The sequence below is a fragment of the Sphingomonas sp. FG14 genome, assembly GCF_057809675.1.
Genome location: NZ_JBMDKK010000001.1, coordinates 284,303 through 297,204 on the forward strand (window position 1 = coordinate 284,303; position 12,902 = coordinate 297,204).

Annotated in this window: 16 protein-coding genes; 8 read left to right on the forward strand and 8 right to left on the reverse strand. The window is 63.7% G+C overall.

The features are described 5' to 3' along the window. Positions 1 to 129: 129 nt before the first annotated feature. Positions 130 to 969, reverse strand: a complete 840-nt coding sequence (locus ACODTA_RS01360) for a hypothetical protein (RefSeq protein WP_489064007.1) — start codon at positions 967 to 969, stop codon at positions 130 to 132. Between the two features lie 94 nt (positions 970 to 1,063). Further along, on the reverse strand, positions 1,064 to 2,269 hold the full coding sequence (locus tag ACODTA_RS01365; protein ID WP_489064009.1) for a S8 family serine peptidase: 1,206 nt from the start codon (positions 2,267 to 2,269) through the stop codon (positions 1,064 to 1,066). Positions 2,270 to 2,456: 187 nt separating this feature from the next. Between ACODTA_RS01365 and ACODTA_RS01370 the strand changes: the two genes are divergently transcribed. Both ACODTA_RS01370 and ACODTA_RS01375 read left to right on the forward strand, forming a co-directional pair. Next, complete coding sequence (locus ACODTA_RS01370) at positions 2,457 to 2,945, forward strand: RNA polymerase sigma factor (RefSeq protein ID WP_489064010.1); 489 nt, start codon at positions 2,457 to 2,459, stop codon at positions 2,943 to 2,945. Then, a complete protein-coding gene (locus tag ACODTA_RS01375) occupies positions 2,942 to 3,640 on the forward strand; it encodes an anti-sigma factor family protein (RefSeq protein ID WP_489064011.1) in 699 nt (232 codons plus the stop codon). The genes ACODTA_RS01370 and ACODTA_RS01375 overlap by 4 nt, the downstream gene beginning before the upstream one ends. 6 nt (positions 3,641 to 3,646) lie before the next feature. Here ACODTA_RS01375 and ACODTA_RS01380 read toward each other — a convergent pair whose 3' ends face one another. From ACODTA_RS01380 to ACODTA_RS01405, 6 genes are all read right to left on the reverse strand, one after another. After that, positions 3,647 to 4,048, reverse strand: coding sequence for a DoxX family protein (locus ACODTA_RS01380; RefSeq protein ID WP_489064012.1), 402 nt, complete (start codon positions 4,046 to 4,048; stop codon positions 3,647 to 3,649). Further along, positions 4,045 to 4,476: a VOC family protein gene (locus ACODTA_RS01385; protein ID WP_489064013.1), complete on the reverse strand. Its 432-nt coding sequence runs from the start codon at positions 4,474 to 4,476 to the stop codon at positions 4,045 to 4,047. Before ACODTA_RS01385 ends, ACODTA_RS01380 begins: the two co-directional genes overlap by 4 nt. 15 nt (positions 4,477 to 4,491) lie before the next feature. Continuing rightward, a complete protein-coding gene (locus tag ACODTA_RS01390; RefSeq protein WP_489064014.1) occupies positions 4,492 to 4,980 on the reverse strand; it encodes an SRPBCC family protein in 489 nt (162 codons plus the stop codon). Then, positions 4,964 to 5,311 carry an ArsR/SmtB family transcription factor gene (locus tag ACODTA_RS01395; protein ID WP_489064015.1) on the reverse strand — a complete coding sequence of 116 codons (348 nt, stop codon included), beginning with the start codon at positions 5,309 to 5,311 and terminating at the stop codon, positions 4,964 to 4,966. The genes ACODTA_RS01390 and ACODTA_RS01395 overlap by 17 nt, the downstream gene beginning before the upstream one ends. Before the next feature lie 134 nt (positions 5,312 to 5,445). Further along, complete coding sequence (locus tag ACODTA_RS01400) at positions 5,446 to 5,979, reverse strand: hypothetical protein (RefSeq protein ID WP_489064016.1); 534 nt, start codon at positions 5,977 to 5,979, stop codon at positions 5,446 to 5,448. Between the two features lie 136 nt (positions 5,980 to 6,115). Beyond that, complete coding sequence (locus tag ACODTA_RS01405; RefSeq protein ID WP_489064017.1) at positions 6,116 to 7,558, reverse strand: sigma-54-dependent transcriptional regulator; 1,443 nt, start codon at positions 7,556 to 7,558, stop codon at positions 6,116 to 6,118. A 282-nt stretch (positions 7,559 to 7,840) separates the two neighbouring features. On the opposite strand from ACODTA_RS01405, the gene ACODTA_RS01410 reads away from it, so the two are divergent. The 6 genes from ACODTA_RS01410 (at position 7,841) to ppk2 (ending at position 12,902) form a co-directional block, all read left to right on the forward strand. Next, a complete protein-coding gene (locus ACODTA_RS01410; RefSeq protein WP_222988015.1) occupies positions 7,841 to 7,966 on the forward strand; it encodes an aa3-type cytochrome c oxidase subunit IV in 126 nt (41 codons plus the stop codon). A 10-nt stretch (positions 7,967 to 7,976) separates the two neighbouring features. Beyond that, positions 7,977 to 9,104, forward strand: coding sequence for an NAD(P) transhydrogenase subunit alpha (locus ACODTA_RS01415; protein WP_489064018.1), 1,128 nt, complete (start codon positions 7,977 to 7,979; stop codon positions 9,102 to 9,104). Then, the gene (locus tag ACODTA_RS01420; protein WP_489064019.1) at positions 9,101 to 9,889 is read left to right on the forward strand and encodes a hypothetical protein; all 789 of its coding nucleotides are present in this window, start codon (positions 9,101 to 9,103) and stop codon (positions 9,887 to 9,889) included. The genes ACODTA_RS01415 and ACODTA_RS01420 overlap by 4 nt, the downstream gene beginning before the upstream one ends. A gap of 180 nt (positions 9,890 to 10,069) precedes the next feature. Further along, entirely contained in the window at positions 10,070 to 10,351 is a 282-nt protein-coding gene (locus ACODTA_RS01425) for a proton-translocating transhydrogenase family protein (protein ID WP_489064020.1), read from the forward strand. A 4-nt stretch (positions 10,352 to 10,355) separates the two neighbouring features. Then, entirely contained in the window at positions 10,356 to 11,813 is a 1,458-nt protein-coding gene (locus ACODTA_RS01430) for an NAD(P)(+) transhydrogenase (Re/Si-specific) subunit beta (RefSeq protein WP_489064021.1), read from the forward strand. A 150-nt stretch (positions 11,814 to 11,963) separates the two neighbouring features. Beyond that, positions 11,964 to 12,902, forward strand: a complete 939-nt coding sequence (gene ppk2, locus ACODTA_RS01435) for a polyphosphate kinase 2 (protein WP_489064022.1) — start codon at positions 11,964 to 11,966, stop codon at positions 12,900 to 12,902.

The following is a 12,902-nucleotide window of genomic DNA, read 5'->3' on the forward strand; positions in this document are numbered from 1 at the left end:
AGCGCCAATCTCCGGCGATTTCATCGTGATGCCGGGTCCATAGCGGGAAGGGGCGCGACCGCACATAACCAATCGGGCCGAGCTCAAGAAAACCCGACCCGATCGGCCCATGGGATAAGCCTGCCGCGATTATTCGCTGGATTGTTCGCCACCCCCAGCGTTCGGCGCCGCGCCTTCCTGGCGTTTCGCTTCGGACTTCACCTCGCCCTTCGACATGGCGGAGACCAGCGCATCGCCCGATGCCGTGAAATTGCCCGCGGGCAGCGCGACGCTGCGGTCGCCCACGGTCATCAGCAGAGCTGTCGCCGTGCCGTCGGCGCTGGTGCGAAGTGACTGGACGGTGCCGATCGCGCGGCCCCTCGCATCCTCCACCATCATGCCGGGCTGGACGGCGAAATTGCCTGCGCCATTGGCCGCGCCGCTGCCCGCCGCGGTGAGCTGGCCCAGGCCGCCCTGTGCGCTGCCGGCCAGCGATCCGGCTGCATTTGCGCTGCCGCCGATCGCATTTGCGCTGCTTCCCGCCGAAGCTGCCGTCGCGGACGCCGCGTTGCGCGCGCCGCCGGCGGTGTCGCGCACCAGGCCGACCGTCGGCTGCACGGCGCCGCGGACCGCATCGGTGCCGATCGCTTGCGCGGTGATGTCGGTATCGGCCGAGCCGCTGCCGCTTCCCGATGCCGATCCGCCGATCGTCCGGCCGATCACATCGGTACGGCCGTTGGCGTTGCCATCTGCCGACTGACGCGTCGAGGCACGCGTGCTCGCGCGGCCTGAGCGGCGATCGACACTGCGATCGAGCCGGGTTTCCCCGCTGCGGCCGATTGTTCCACCCATGGTGGAGCCCAATCCACCAGACAGCCCGCCAGAAAGGCCGCCGATGGTCTGGCCAAGGCCGCTGCCGCCGAGCAATTGCGCCGAGGCCGGCGTGGCCAGTGCGAGGACTGCCGTGCTCGCGATCAGGAGAATCTTCATGATGATGTCCTTCCCTTCAGTCCGGCGGTCAGGCCGCCGTCACTGGGAGAACGGAGCGCGCATCGGATTTAATCCCGGACGGCGCTTTTTTCTTTCAGCGAACCCGGCAGGTGCCGCAGATCAGCCCCTGGCCATAGAGTTTGTCCGAGCCTTTGGTGCCCAAATCGATCGCTTCACGGGCGAGCGCGCGATAGGCTGCGTCGCGTCGCGCGGGATCGGGGCTGGGATAATGCGTGAGCAGCGATGCGGCGACGAGCGGCGCGGCGAACGATGTGCCGCGAACCGCGCCCATGCCACCCCGGCCATCGGCGGCGCGCATGTCCGCGCCGGGGGCGGCGAAATCGAGGTGAAGCGCGCGGCCCGCTTCGATCAATGCGCGATTGCGCCCATCGACGCCGGTGACCGCGATCACCCCATCATAGGATGCGGGATAGGCGGGCGGCGCGGCGGGGCCGTCATTGCCGACCGCAGCCACGATCATCATGCCGCGCGCTTGCGCCGCGCGAACGACGCGCTCGAGCAGCGGATTGCGCGGGCCGACCAGGCTGATCGTGACTATCGGCACCTGTTGAACTGAGAGCCAGCCCAGCGCCCGGGCGATCGCGGCGGCGTTGCCGCCGGCCGGATTGCCGCCATAGACGTCTGCCACGAACAGCCGCGATCCCGCAGCGGGACTCCGCATCGGTGCGCCGCCGACAAGCAGCGATGCGATCGCGGTGCCGTGATCGCTTGGTTTGGGCGGTCCGGCAAAGCCGCGCTGTTCGATCGATCCGCTAAGCGCGGGATGTCGTGCGACACCCGCATCGATCATGCCGATCGATGTGGCGGGCCGGGGGGAGGCGGATTGGCCGACCATGGCGAACAGGGGCATGGGCGCCGACGCGCCGCTGTGGAAGTGAAGCTGGTCCGCGCTGACCGCCGCATCACCGGCAATGGCGCGCAGTCTTTTCTCCGCGCGAGCAAGCTTCATGCCCTTGGGCGTGGCGAGGCGGGTGTAGACGATGTCGAGACCATCGATGCGTTCTTCGCCGATCAGGGTGAATCCTGCCTCCGCCGCTCGCCGCAGCATATCCGGCGCGGCATCGACGAGCATCAATTCGCCGCGCACGGCCGGATCCCCGTCGGCGTCGAGTTCGAGCGCGTCGGGATGCGTGGAAACAAGGTCGCGCAATCGCCTTGTCCTGTCGCCGATCAATGTTCGCGCCGCCGTCGTGACGGGTTCGACCCGATCGAGCGTGCCGGCGATCGTGCGATCGATCGCATCGGGCAGGCGTTCCACCACCGGGGGAAGCGCGGTCACGAGTTGCGCGTGCAGGGGGGCGGCCGTGACGGCAATGACGCATGACAGGATCATGGGGGATATGCGCCGCATTTTGAGCATTCTAGCCGCTGGCGTTGGAATTCGTGTGATCTTTTTCGTCATGATAGGATGAAACGCGCGAGTTCGACCGTTTCATCCCTGAAGGACATGACATGGTGATGCGTTGATGGCGTTCGAAAGCGACTTGCTCACGCTGCTGCCGCGGCTGCGGCGCTTCGCCTTGAGCCTGTCGCGCGATGCGATCGATGGTGACGATCTGTGCCAGATGGCGGTGGAGCGCGCTCTGAGGTCGCGCGACCAATGGCAACCGGGCACGCGACTGGATAGCTGGATGTTTCGGATCATGCGCAATCTGTGGATCGACGAGGTGAGGATGCGCGGCCGCCGCGACCGGACCTTCGCGCCCGAAGAAGCCGGGGCGATGGTGGGCGACGATGGCGACCGGCGCATCGAGATGGCGGTCGAGGTCACCGATGTCGGCCGTGCGATGGACCGGTTGCCGCCCGAACAGCGTGAAGCCATCGCGCTGGTGCTGGTGGAGGGCTTCGCCTATCGCGAGGCGGCCGAGATCCTCGACATACCGATGGGCACGCTGACGTCGCGACTGGTGCGCGGGCGCGAGGCATTGATGCGCGAGTTGGGGGAAGCGGCATGACGATCGATCGCGAGACGCTGATGGCCTATGCCGATGGCGAATTGGACGAACTCACGCGCCGCCGCGTCGAACAGGCGATCGCGGCCGATCCGGCGCTCGCCGCCCAGGTCGATGCGGATCGTGCGCTGCGCGCCCGTATCTCTGGTCATTATGCCGGAACGATAGACCAGCCGGTTCCCGACCGGCTCAGGGCTTTGCTCGACACCAGTGTCACAGACATCGCGGAAGCGCGTGCGCGACGCGCGCCCATCCGGCAATGGTTCATGAACGCAGCGGCGATCGCGGCGACGCTGGTGATCGGCGTGTTCGCTGGCCGGATGGCGAACGACCCCGGGCCCGTGCATATGAGTGACGGTGTCGTGGTCGCCCAAGGGGCGCTGGCCGATGCGCTTGACACCCAACTCGCATCGGCCCAGCCCGCTGATGCCGCCACACGGATCGGGATCAGCTTCCGCAGCGTCGACGGGGTTTATTGTCGAACCTTCCAGACCGAACGGATCGACGGGCTCGCCTGCCGATCGGGTGAAAACTGGACGCTGCACAACATGGTGAGCGCAGCCAGGAAGGCGGCAACCGAGTATCGGCAGGCGGGCTCGATGGATCCGGCGGTCCTGGTGGCCGCGCAGGCGATGATGACGGGCGACCCGCTCGACACCGCCGGTGAGGCGGTTGCGCGGGATCGCAATTGGCGTTGATCCGACTCAGCCTCTCCGCATCGGAAACAGCGCGCGCAGCGCCGGATCGCGCAGCCACAGGCCGCCCCACATGAAAAGCCCAAGGTAGAGGCTGAACAGGATGTGGCTGAATAACGGGCTGCCGGCGCGGATCTGTGTCGCCATTGCGCCGCCGAGCAACGCCATCATCAGTACCGCGCCCAGCACACTCGTGCGCGGCACCAGATACAGGATCAGGCAGGCCAGTTCGATCAGGCCGATCGAAAAGGCGTAACCGGGAGGCCAGCCGAGCGCGGCCATCGTCTCCTCCGCCACCGGCATCCCCAACAATTTGGGTGTCACCGATGCGCCGATCATGAATAGCGCGAACAGGCCGGTCAGCGCTCGACCGGTCCAGAGCATCGCGTTGCCGCCGCTTTTGGTGCTCATGGCTGGCCCGGAGTCCAGCCTTCGGCCGGGATTGTGTTGATCATCCACGGCACGCCGAACCGATCGGTCAGCATGCCGAAGGCTGGCGACCAGAAGGTGGGGCCGAATGGCATCTCCACGCTGCCACCATCGGCCAGAGCATCGAATATGGCGCGGTTCCTGGCGGCGTCCTCGTCATGATAGGACACGCTGAAGCCGCCCATTTCCTGTGCGTAATCGGCCGGGGCATCGCAGCCCATGATCGCCTGCTCGCCGATCTGCAGCCAGGCATGCATGATCAGACCGCGATCCTTCTCGTCGATCGGGACGTCTTCCGGCGCGTCGGCAAACGCGAACATTGCGGTGATCCCTCCGCCCAATATCTCGGCGTAGCGCTCGAACGCTTCCCGGCAATTGCCCTTGAAGACGAGATTGTTGATGAGTTTCACAGCCGATTCTCCCTTTTATCGAAGCCTCGCGTTCCCATTGGCCAGCCATTGGTCGAGCCGGCCGAAGCTGCTGGTCCAGCCATGGCGATGGCCTGCTGCGCTCTGTGTCGATTTGAGCCCCTGATGCATGAAATCCATGCGCGTGCGCCCGTCTGGCAGTTCGCTGAGCGCGATGGTGACGAGGGTATCGACGGGCGGGCCGTCTTCGTGATCGCCCTCCCATTTGAAGGTGAAGGCCAGCCGGGCAGGTGGATCGATCTCACGATAGACGCCGCGCTGCCACAGCAATGCGCCCGTCTCCGGCGATTTGAGGCAGGCGCTCCAGGCGCCGCCGACGCGCAAATCCTGCTCGGCGTGGATCGCGGGAAATTCTTCGGGGCCCAGCCAGGCGATCAACATTTCCGCTTTCGTCCAGGCAAGCCAGATCAGCTCGCGCGGCGCGTCGAATTCGCGGACGAGATGAAGTGTCTCTCGCGCGGAGAGGCCATCAGCTTGGTCGGACATCGCCGTCTCCCGACTGTATGCGCTTCAGATAGGCGTCGAGTCGATCGAAGCTCGCATCCCAGAAACGGCGATACTGATCGAGCCAGTCGCTGACGGGCTTCATCGCCATCGGCTCCAGCCGGGCGGGGCGCCATTGCGCGGCCTTGCCCCGGCTGATCAGACCTGATCGTTCCAGAACCTTCAGATGCTTGGAGATCGCCGGCAGGCTCATTTCGAACGGGGCGGCGAGATCATTCACCGACGCTTCCCCCTCGCTCAACCGGGCAAGGATGGCGCGGCGGGTGGGGTCGGCAAGCGCCGCGAAGGTCGCGCTGAGAGGGTCGGTCTGCATGACGGTAGGCTTGTATTTAACTTATCGGTTAAATTCAAGCCTGGATATGCTCGTGCGGCAATCGCACACATCGCGATTGAACGTATGATGTTGGAAGAAAGTGTATCGGTGGAGCGAAACCCTCGGCGGGCGCGTCAGGGTGTGACGCTCAGCGAATCCAGCACGCGCGTCGCGATCGGATCGAGGGTCGACGCGCGCGATATCGGGTAGCGCACCATGGCGCTGACCATCGCGCCCTTGGTTGTCTTGAGCAGGCGGATACGGATACGGTCGCCCTCCGCCGTGGCCGAGCCGCGATATTCGCGTTCGCCTATCATCGCGCCTTCGGGATTGGTGGTGCCGTCTCGCAAGGCCTCGATCGCCTGCTGGAAATCCGTATCTCCTTCATTGTCGGCGCCATAGGCGCGGAGATCGGCGTCCACCGTCTTGTCTTCGAAGATGCTGCCGTCCTCGTTGGCCGCTGCGGTCAGTTGCTTCCACCCCTCCGGAATCATGACGGAGAAGCCGTATTTGCTGTTGGCATAGGTGCCCACAGGTTCGTCCGGTTCGCCTTCCAGCGCCACGGGTTCGCTATCGACCGGAGTCACCTTCTGCGCGGCTTCGGTATTGCCATTGCCGGGCGTTGTGGCCTGGTCGCAGGCTGCCAGGCCGACGATGGCTGCCAGCAAGCAGATGGATGAAAGTGCCCGGTCCCGCATGGTCGATTTTCTGACATGCCGAATCAGCGGCGGTCAATCGGCTGGATCCTCTGCTTCCGGAAAAATGACGAAAATCGCGGGTTGTATGGCGATGCCAGGGGTGGCGTCAGGCCGCGTCGCCGATCCCGAGTTCGCCCAGCTTGCGATAGAGCGTCGAACGGCCGATCCCAAGGCGACGTGCGACCTCGGTCATGCGGCCGCGATAATGGCCGATGGCGAGGCGGATCACATCGGCCTCGATCTCCTCGAGCGGGCGGAGATTGCCGTCGGCCCGGTAGAGCGCGACACCTGCGCCGTCGGCTGCGGCGGTCAGGCGATTGCCCGCCATGCGCTCGGCAAGCGGACGGGGATCGGCTGCCTGACGGGCGATCTCCGGAAAATCGGCGCGGGTCAGCGCATCGCCGTCGCACAGCACGGCGGCGCGGAACAGCGCGTTCTGAAGCTGGCGGACATTGCCCGGCCAGTCATAGGACGTCAGCAACGCCAGTCCTTCATCGGTGATGCCGAGACTGCGCAGGCCCGGCTGCTGCGCGATGCGCGTCAGCATATGGCGGGCAAGCGCAGGAATATCCTCGCGGCGTTCGCGCAAGGGCGGGATCGTCACCTGGACGACGTTGAGGCGATAATAGAGGTCTTCGCGAAAATGTCCGGCGGCCACTTCGTCGATCAATGTCTTGTTGGTCGCGGCGATCACGCGCACGTCGACATCGGCGACCGCGCGACCGCCGATCGGCTGGATCTCTCCCGACTGGAGCACGCGCAGCAGCTTCACCTGCGCGTCCAGGGGCAGCTCGCCGACTTCGTCGAGGAACAATGTGCCGCCATCGGCTTCCTGGAACTTGCCGGTATGGCGTTCGAACGCGCCGGTGAAGGCGCCGCGTTCATGCCCGAACAGTGCCGATTCGACGAGGTTGCCTGGAATGGCCCCGCAATTGACCGCGATCATCCGCTTGCGCGCGCGTGGCGACGCCGCATGGATCGCTTCCGCCACCACCTCCTTGCCGACGCCGCTTTCGCCCTCGATCAAAACCGGAACGCGCGCGCGCGCGGCTTTGGCTGCGATGGCGAGCGCTGCGCGGAAATCGGGGGCCGAGCCGACGATCTCCGCGAATGCTAGCGGCTGGCTGATCTTTTCGGTGAGCGGGCGCAGTTCGCCGGCCGACGCGCCGCTGCCGACCGCGGCGTCGAGTGCCGCTAACAGCCGATCGGGCGCAATCGGTTTCACGAGGAAGTCGGTGGCGCCTGCGCGCATCGCTTCGACCGCGGTCGAAACCGAGGTGACCGCGGTGAGCATGAGGATGGGCAACGCCGGGCGGCGCGCGCGGATCTCGGCGATCAGATTGCCGGCGTCGCCATCGGGAACCCAGTGATCGAGCAGGATGGCGTCGAGCATCATGCCGTCCTGCGTGCCGAGCATGGCGATCGCGGTTTCGGAATCACCCGCGAAGACGGTGCGCCAGCCGGCGCGAGACGCGAGAGCCGAGACCAACCGGCGCTGCGCCGGCTCGTCGTCGATCAGCATCAATACGCGTACCCCGTTCGGCGTCATTTCTGCTCCATCCGTCCCGTAAGGGGACGATATGCCATGCGGGTGGTAAAGACAGGTTTAAAGCCGGCGGTCGATCGACCGCTTTGGTTCCCTGACCAACATCGCGCTGGAAATGGCATGAACCATATTGAGCGCCGGTTCGGGATGCATCGGCTTCATTGGGACGAAATATGGCTTCTGAAGAGAAGATGACCTCGCAAAGTTGCCATCAGCAGGGCTTGAGGCGGCCGACTTTGCTGGCTAAGGCACCCCGGACTAAAATGTTGGCAGGGGAACATGAGCATGGCTGGCAATGGCGACATGAAGGCGCATCAGCAGACCTATGACGGCTTTATCGGCCTGTTCAAATGGGGAACCGTCGCGAGCGCGCTTGTCGTGATGCTCGTCGTCTATCTCCTCGCTAGCTGACGCTAAGCACATGAAAATCGCGGTCCTTAAGGAGGACGCGGCCGGCGAGCGTCGTGTTTCGGCGACGCCGGAGACGGTGAAGAAATTCATCGCACTGGGAGCCACGCTGGCGGTCGAATCGGGCGCCGGCGGCGACGCTTCGATCTCTGACGCCGATTATACGGCGGCGGGCGCGAGCGTGGGAACACGCGCGGCCGCCTTGAAGGATGCCGATATATTGCTCGGCGTCCAGGGGCCGTCGCCTGCCAGTCTGAAGGGCGCCAAGCCTGGGGCATGGTTGGTCGCGGGGCTCAATCCGTTTGGTGAGCGCGCGCGCGTCGACGATTATGCCAAAGCAGGCGTCGAAGCGCTGGCGATGGAATTCATGCCGCGCATTACGCGTGCGCAGTCGATGGATATCCTGTCCAGCCAGTCCAACCTTTCGGGCTACAAAGCCGTGCTCGATGCGGCGGGCGAATATGGCCGTGCTTTTCCGATGATGATGACGGCGGCGGGGACAGTTTCGGCCGCGAAGCTGTTCGTCATGGGCGTCGGCGTCGCCGGGCTCCAGGCGATCGCGACCGGCCGGCGGCTGGGTGCGCAGGTCTCCGCGACCGACGTCCGGTCGGCGACCAAGGAGCAGATCCTGTCGCTCGGCGCCAAGCCGATCTTCGTCGAGAATGTCGCGGGGATCGAGGGCGAAGGCTCCGGCGGCTATGCCACCGAGATGTCGGAGGAATATCAGAAGGCGCAGGCCGAACTGGTGTCCGCGCATATCGCCAAGCAGGATATCGTGATCACCACGGCGTTGATCCCCGGCCGCGCTGCGCCCCGGCTGATCAGCGATGCACAGATCGCGACGATGCGGCCAGGCAGCGTGATCGTCGATCTCGCAGTCGAGCAAGGCGGCAATGTCGAGGGTGCGGTCGCCGGCGAGATCGTGGTGAAGCACGGCGTCAAGATCGTCGGCCATCGCAACGTGCCGAGCCGGCTGGCGGCCGATACCTCGGCACTGTTCGCGCGCAATCTGTTCAATTTCCTCAGCGCCTTCTGGGACAAGGAAGCGGGACGACCCGTCCTCCCCGACGACGATGAGATCACCCAGGCGATCCGGCTGACCAAGGACGGCGCGGTCGTGAACCAGAGGCTGCTGGGGTGAGGCTTCGGCCTTTCTTTGTAGTTATAGCGCTCGTTTTTGCTTCTGGCGCGGCGCAGGCGGAAAAGCTCTATTCCTATTGGACATTGGAGTCAGTGGGGCCGATAGGCGAGTTGCAGGTTACAGCCGATGTGCCATTTCTGGAGCAGCGGCTGCTTCCGCTTCGCTTGGTTCGGCTGGTTGAGCCCGCGCAGATTAGCCAGTCAAAACGGCTCGCTGCGGAGGCTTATCTATTTCTGGTATATCAACCAGATGGCAATACTGCCTTCTGCACGATCAAGGATCAGTCCGATAGCAGTGCCGCCAAGTCGCTGTTCATTCCGATGTTGGATAAGCGCCCTTGTCTGATCGACAAGGACCGTGATGGCTCCTTCGATTCGACGTTTTCGGTTTTCGATGGATACGGCAGCGCTCTCACGCCGAGCGGGAATCCGAGTTCCGCGAAGCCGCTCATCGCACCGGCTAGGTACGTCAATGTCTCGCCAGCAGAGTTTCCGGTGGTTCGCCGCCTGTCGTATGCGCTGACGTCACTTGGAGATGTTCAAAAGCGTAAGCTTTCGGTCGAATATGACAATGGGCGTGGTTTTGTCCCGTGGGTCAACGAATCACCGCTGAGCCCTGCCGCTCCGACTGCACTGAACGTTCGTGCCGAGATCGTTCAGGTTGACGGCAATCAGGCGCGCATTCGCGTCTTCATGGATTCAAGTAAAGGGATAGTTGGAAATAGTTCCGGGGTATTTAAAATCGCTGACCCGCCTTCTAATATTGATAATTTCATTTCAAATTGATGTATTTATTGGTTTGCGGTTGCCTTCGTATTTTTGAGTTTTCAATAAATTACTCGAATTAAATGTCGTGAGTAATGGGTGGGTGTGCTGGATTGTCCTGTGTGGATTGCCGTTTTTTGAGTGAATGGCGTACTATTTTATTGTTGATATTTTTTGCGGATTTCTAAAGGGGGGTTTCCGATGGACTTCATCAGCATCCTGTCGATCTTCGTGATGGCGTGCTTCGTCGGCTATTATGTCGTCTGGTCGGTCACGCCGGCGCTGCACACGCCGCTGATGGCGGTGACCAACGCGATTTCCTCCGTCATCATCGTCGGTGCGCTGATCGCATCGGCGGCGCTCGGATCCGCCAGCGCGACATGGCTGGGGCTGGTCGGTGTGGTGCTTGCCAGCATCAACATCTTCGGTGGCTTCGCAGTGACGGCGCGCATGCTCGCCATGTACAAGAAGAAGGAGCGCTGAGACCATGCACGAGGCTGCTCCCGTAAACCCCTGGGTCGCGCTTGCCTATCTGGTGGCCGGCATCTGTTTCATCCTGGCGCTGCGCGGGCTTTCCAGCCCTGCGAGCAGCCGGCGCGGCAATCGTTTCGGCATGTTCGGCATGGCGCTGGCGGTTGTCACCACGCTGGCGACGCATCTGCCGGGCACGGCGCTGGCCGATGGCACCGGCTTCGCCATCGACTGGAAGGCCTTCGGGCTGGTGCTTGGCGCGATCGCGCTGGGCGCGGTGATTGGCATCACGACAGCGCGCAAGATCGCGATGACCGCGATGCCGCAGCTTGTCGCCGCCTTCCACTCGCTGGTCGGTCTTGCCGCGGTGCTCGTTGCCGCCGCCGCCTATCTCAACCCGGAAGCTTTCCATATCGTCGATGCGGCGGGCGAGATCTTCCCCGTCAGCCGGATCGAGATGGGCCTGGGTATCGCGATTGGCGCGATCACCTTCTCGGGATCGGTCATCGCCTTCCTGAAGTTGAACGGGAATATGTCGGGCGCACCGATCATGTTGCCCGCGCGCCACGTGATCAATCTGGGCACGCTGGCCGCGATCCTGGGCCTGATCGCCTATTTCGTGACCGACCAGAGCCCCTGGGTATTCTGGACTGTCACCGCGCTCAGCTTCCTGATCGGTTTCCTGCTGATCATCCCGATCGGCGGAGCGGACATGCCCGTCGTCGTCTCGATGCTCAACAGCTATTCGGGCTGGGCCGCCGCGGCGATGGGCTTCACGCTGGGCAACAGCGCGATGATCATCACCGGCGCGCTGGTGGGCTCGTCGGGTGCGATCCTGTCCTACATCATGTGCAAGGCGATGAATCGCAGCTTCATCTCGGTCATCGCCGGCGGTTTCGGCGCCGCGCCCGAAGCATCGGGCGGCGCGGCCAAGGTCGACCGCCCGTGGAAGCGCGGTTCCGCCGAGGACGCCGCGTTCCTGATGGGGCAGGCCGAACAGGTGATCATCGTCCCCGGCTACGGCATGGCGGTCGCCCAGGCTCAGCATGCGCTGCGCGAGATGGGAGATATGCTCAAGGCGCAGGGCGTGCGTGTGAAATATGCGATCCACCCGGTCGCCGGCCGCATGCCCGGCCATATGAACGTGTTGTTGGCCGAAGCGAATGTGCCCTATGACGAGGTGTTCGAACTGGAGGACATCAACTCCGAATTCGCGCAGACCGACGTCGCCTTCGTCATCGGCGCCAACGATGTGACCAATCCGGCGGCCAAGACCGACAAGACCAGCCCGATCTATGGCATGCCCGTGCTCGACGTCGAAAAGGCGAAGACCGTGCTGTTCGTGAAGCGTTCGATGGGCGGCGTCGGCTATGCCGGTGTCGACAACGATGTCTTCTACATGGACAATACCATGATGCTCCTCGCGGACGCGAAGAAGATGGTCGAGGAAATCGTCAAGTCTCTGGGGCACTAGGACCTATTCCCCGTCCGTCATGCCAGCCTGCGCTGGCATGACGGACGGGAGTCTGTTTGCGGTGTGAACAGCTCCGCTTCGGCGACAAGCACCGTCACACCGCCGTCACCATCCGTCGCGATGATGATGCGTCACTGCAGGACGCATCGCATGTTTGGCCCTTCCGACCGCTCATCTTCACCCGAACTCGACAGGATCAAGGCGGAGATCGCCGACAGCTTCGACGAGGAGCTGGAAATGGAGATCGACGAGAGCCGGCTTGAGGCGCTGCTTGGCGATCTTTCCGACCATCCCGACCGTGAGCAGCTCGAACGGCGCGTTTATTTCCGCGAGCTCTTCAGGCTGCAGCATGAACTGGTGCGATTGCAGGACTGGGTTCAGCACAAGGGGCTGAAGGTGGTCGTGATCTTCGAGGGGCGGGATTCAGCGGGCAAGGGTGGAGCGATCAAGCGGATCACCCAGCGCCTGAATCCCCGCGTCTGCCGTGTCGCCGCCTTGCCCGCGCCCAATGAGCGCGAGCGGAGCCAGTGGTATTTTCAGCGTTATGTCGCGCACCTGCCCGCCGCAGGCGAGATCGTGCTGTTCGATCGCAGCTGGTACAATCGCGCCGGCGTAGAGCGAGTGATGGGCTTCTGCGCAGAGGATGAATATGAAGAGTTTTTCCGCTCCGTTCCAGAATTCGAGCGGATGCTGGTGCGATCTGGGATCGTCCTGTTGAAATACTGGTTCTCGATCACCGATGAGGAACAGCAATTCCGCTTCAACATGCGGATCCACGATCCGCTGAAGCAGTGGAAACTCTCCCCAATGGACGTTGAATCTCGCCGTCGCTGGGAGGATTATACCCGCGCCAAGGAAACCATGCTGGAGCGCACCCATATTGCCGAGGCACCGTGGTGGGTGGTGGAGGCGGTCGACAAGAAGCGTGCGCGACTCAATTGCATCGCACACCTGCTTGACCAGATTCCCTATGAGGACGTGCCCAAGCCCGTCGTGACCCTGCCCGATCGGATGCGCCACGACGACTATATCCGGCATCCGGTACCGACGGAGATGTACGTTCCCGATCGCTATCCCGGAACGGTTTGA

Bases quoted from the DNA above. Each gene is read 5' to 3' on its own strand.
- ACODTA_RS01360 (WP_489064007.1), bottom strand. From the start codon at position 969: ATGAAGATTCTCCTGATCGCGAGCACGGCAGTCCTCGCACTGGCCACG.
- ACODTA_RS01370 (WP_489064010.1), top strand. From the start codon at position 2,457: ATGGCGTTCGAAAGCGACTTGCTCACGCTGCTGCCGCGGCTGCGGCGC.
- ACODTA_RS01375 (WP_489064011.1), top strand. From the start codon at position 2,942: ATGACGATCGATCGCGAGACGCTGATGGCCTATGCCGATGGCGAATTG.
- ACODTA_RS01380 (WP_489064012.1), bottom strand. From the start codon at position 4,048: ATGAGCACCAAAAGCGGCGGCAACGCGATGCTCTGGACCGGTCGAGCG.
- ACODTA_RS01390 (WP_489064014.1), bottom strand. From the start codon at position 4,980: ATGTCCGACCAAGCTGATGGCCTCTCCGCGCGAGAGACACTTCATCTC.
- ACODTA_RS01395 (WP_489064015.1), bottom strand. From the start codon at position 5,311: ATGCAGACCGACCCTCTCAGCGCGACCTTCGCGGCGCTTGCCGACCCC.
- ACODTA_RS01405 (WP_489064017.1), bottom strand. From the start codon at position 7,558: ATGACGCCGAACGGGGTACGCGTATTGATGCTGATCGACGACGAGCCG.
- ACODTA_RS01410 (WP_222988015.1), top strand. From the start codon at position 7,841: ATGGCTGGCAATGGCGACATGAAGGCGCATCAGCAGACCTATGACGGC.
- ACODTA_RS01415 (WP_489064018.1), top strand. From the start codon at position 7,977: ATGAAAATCGCGGTCCTTAAGGAGGACGCGGCCGGCGAGCGTCGTGTT.
- ACODTA_RS01425 (WP_489064020.1), top strand. From the start codon at position 10,070: ATGGACTTCATCAGCATCCTGTCGATCTTCGTGATGGCGTGCTTCGTC.
- ACODTA_RS01430 (WP_489064021.1), top strand. From the start codon at position 10,356: ATGCACGAGGCTGCTCCCGTAAACCCCTGGGTCGCGCTTGCCTATCTG.
- ppk2 (WP_489064022.1), top strand. From the start codon at position 11,964: ATGTTTGGCCCTTCCGACCGCTCATCTTCACCCGAACTCGACAGGATC.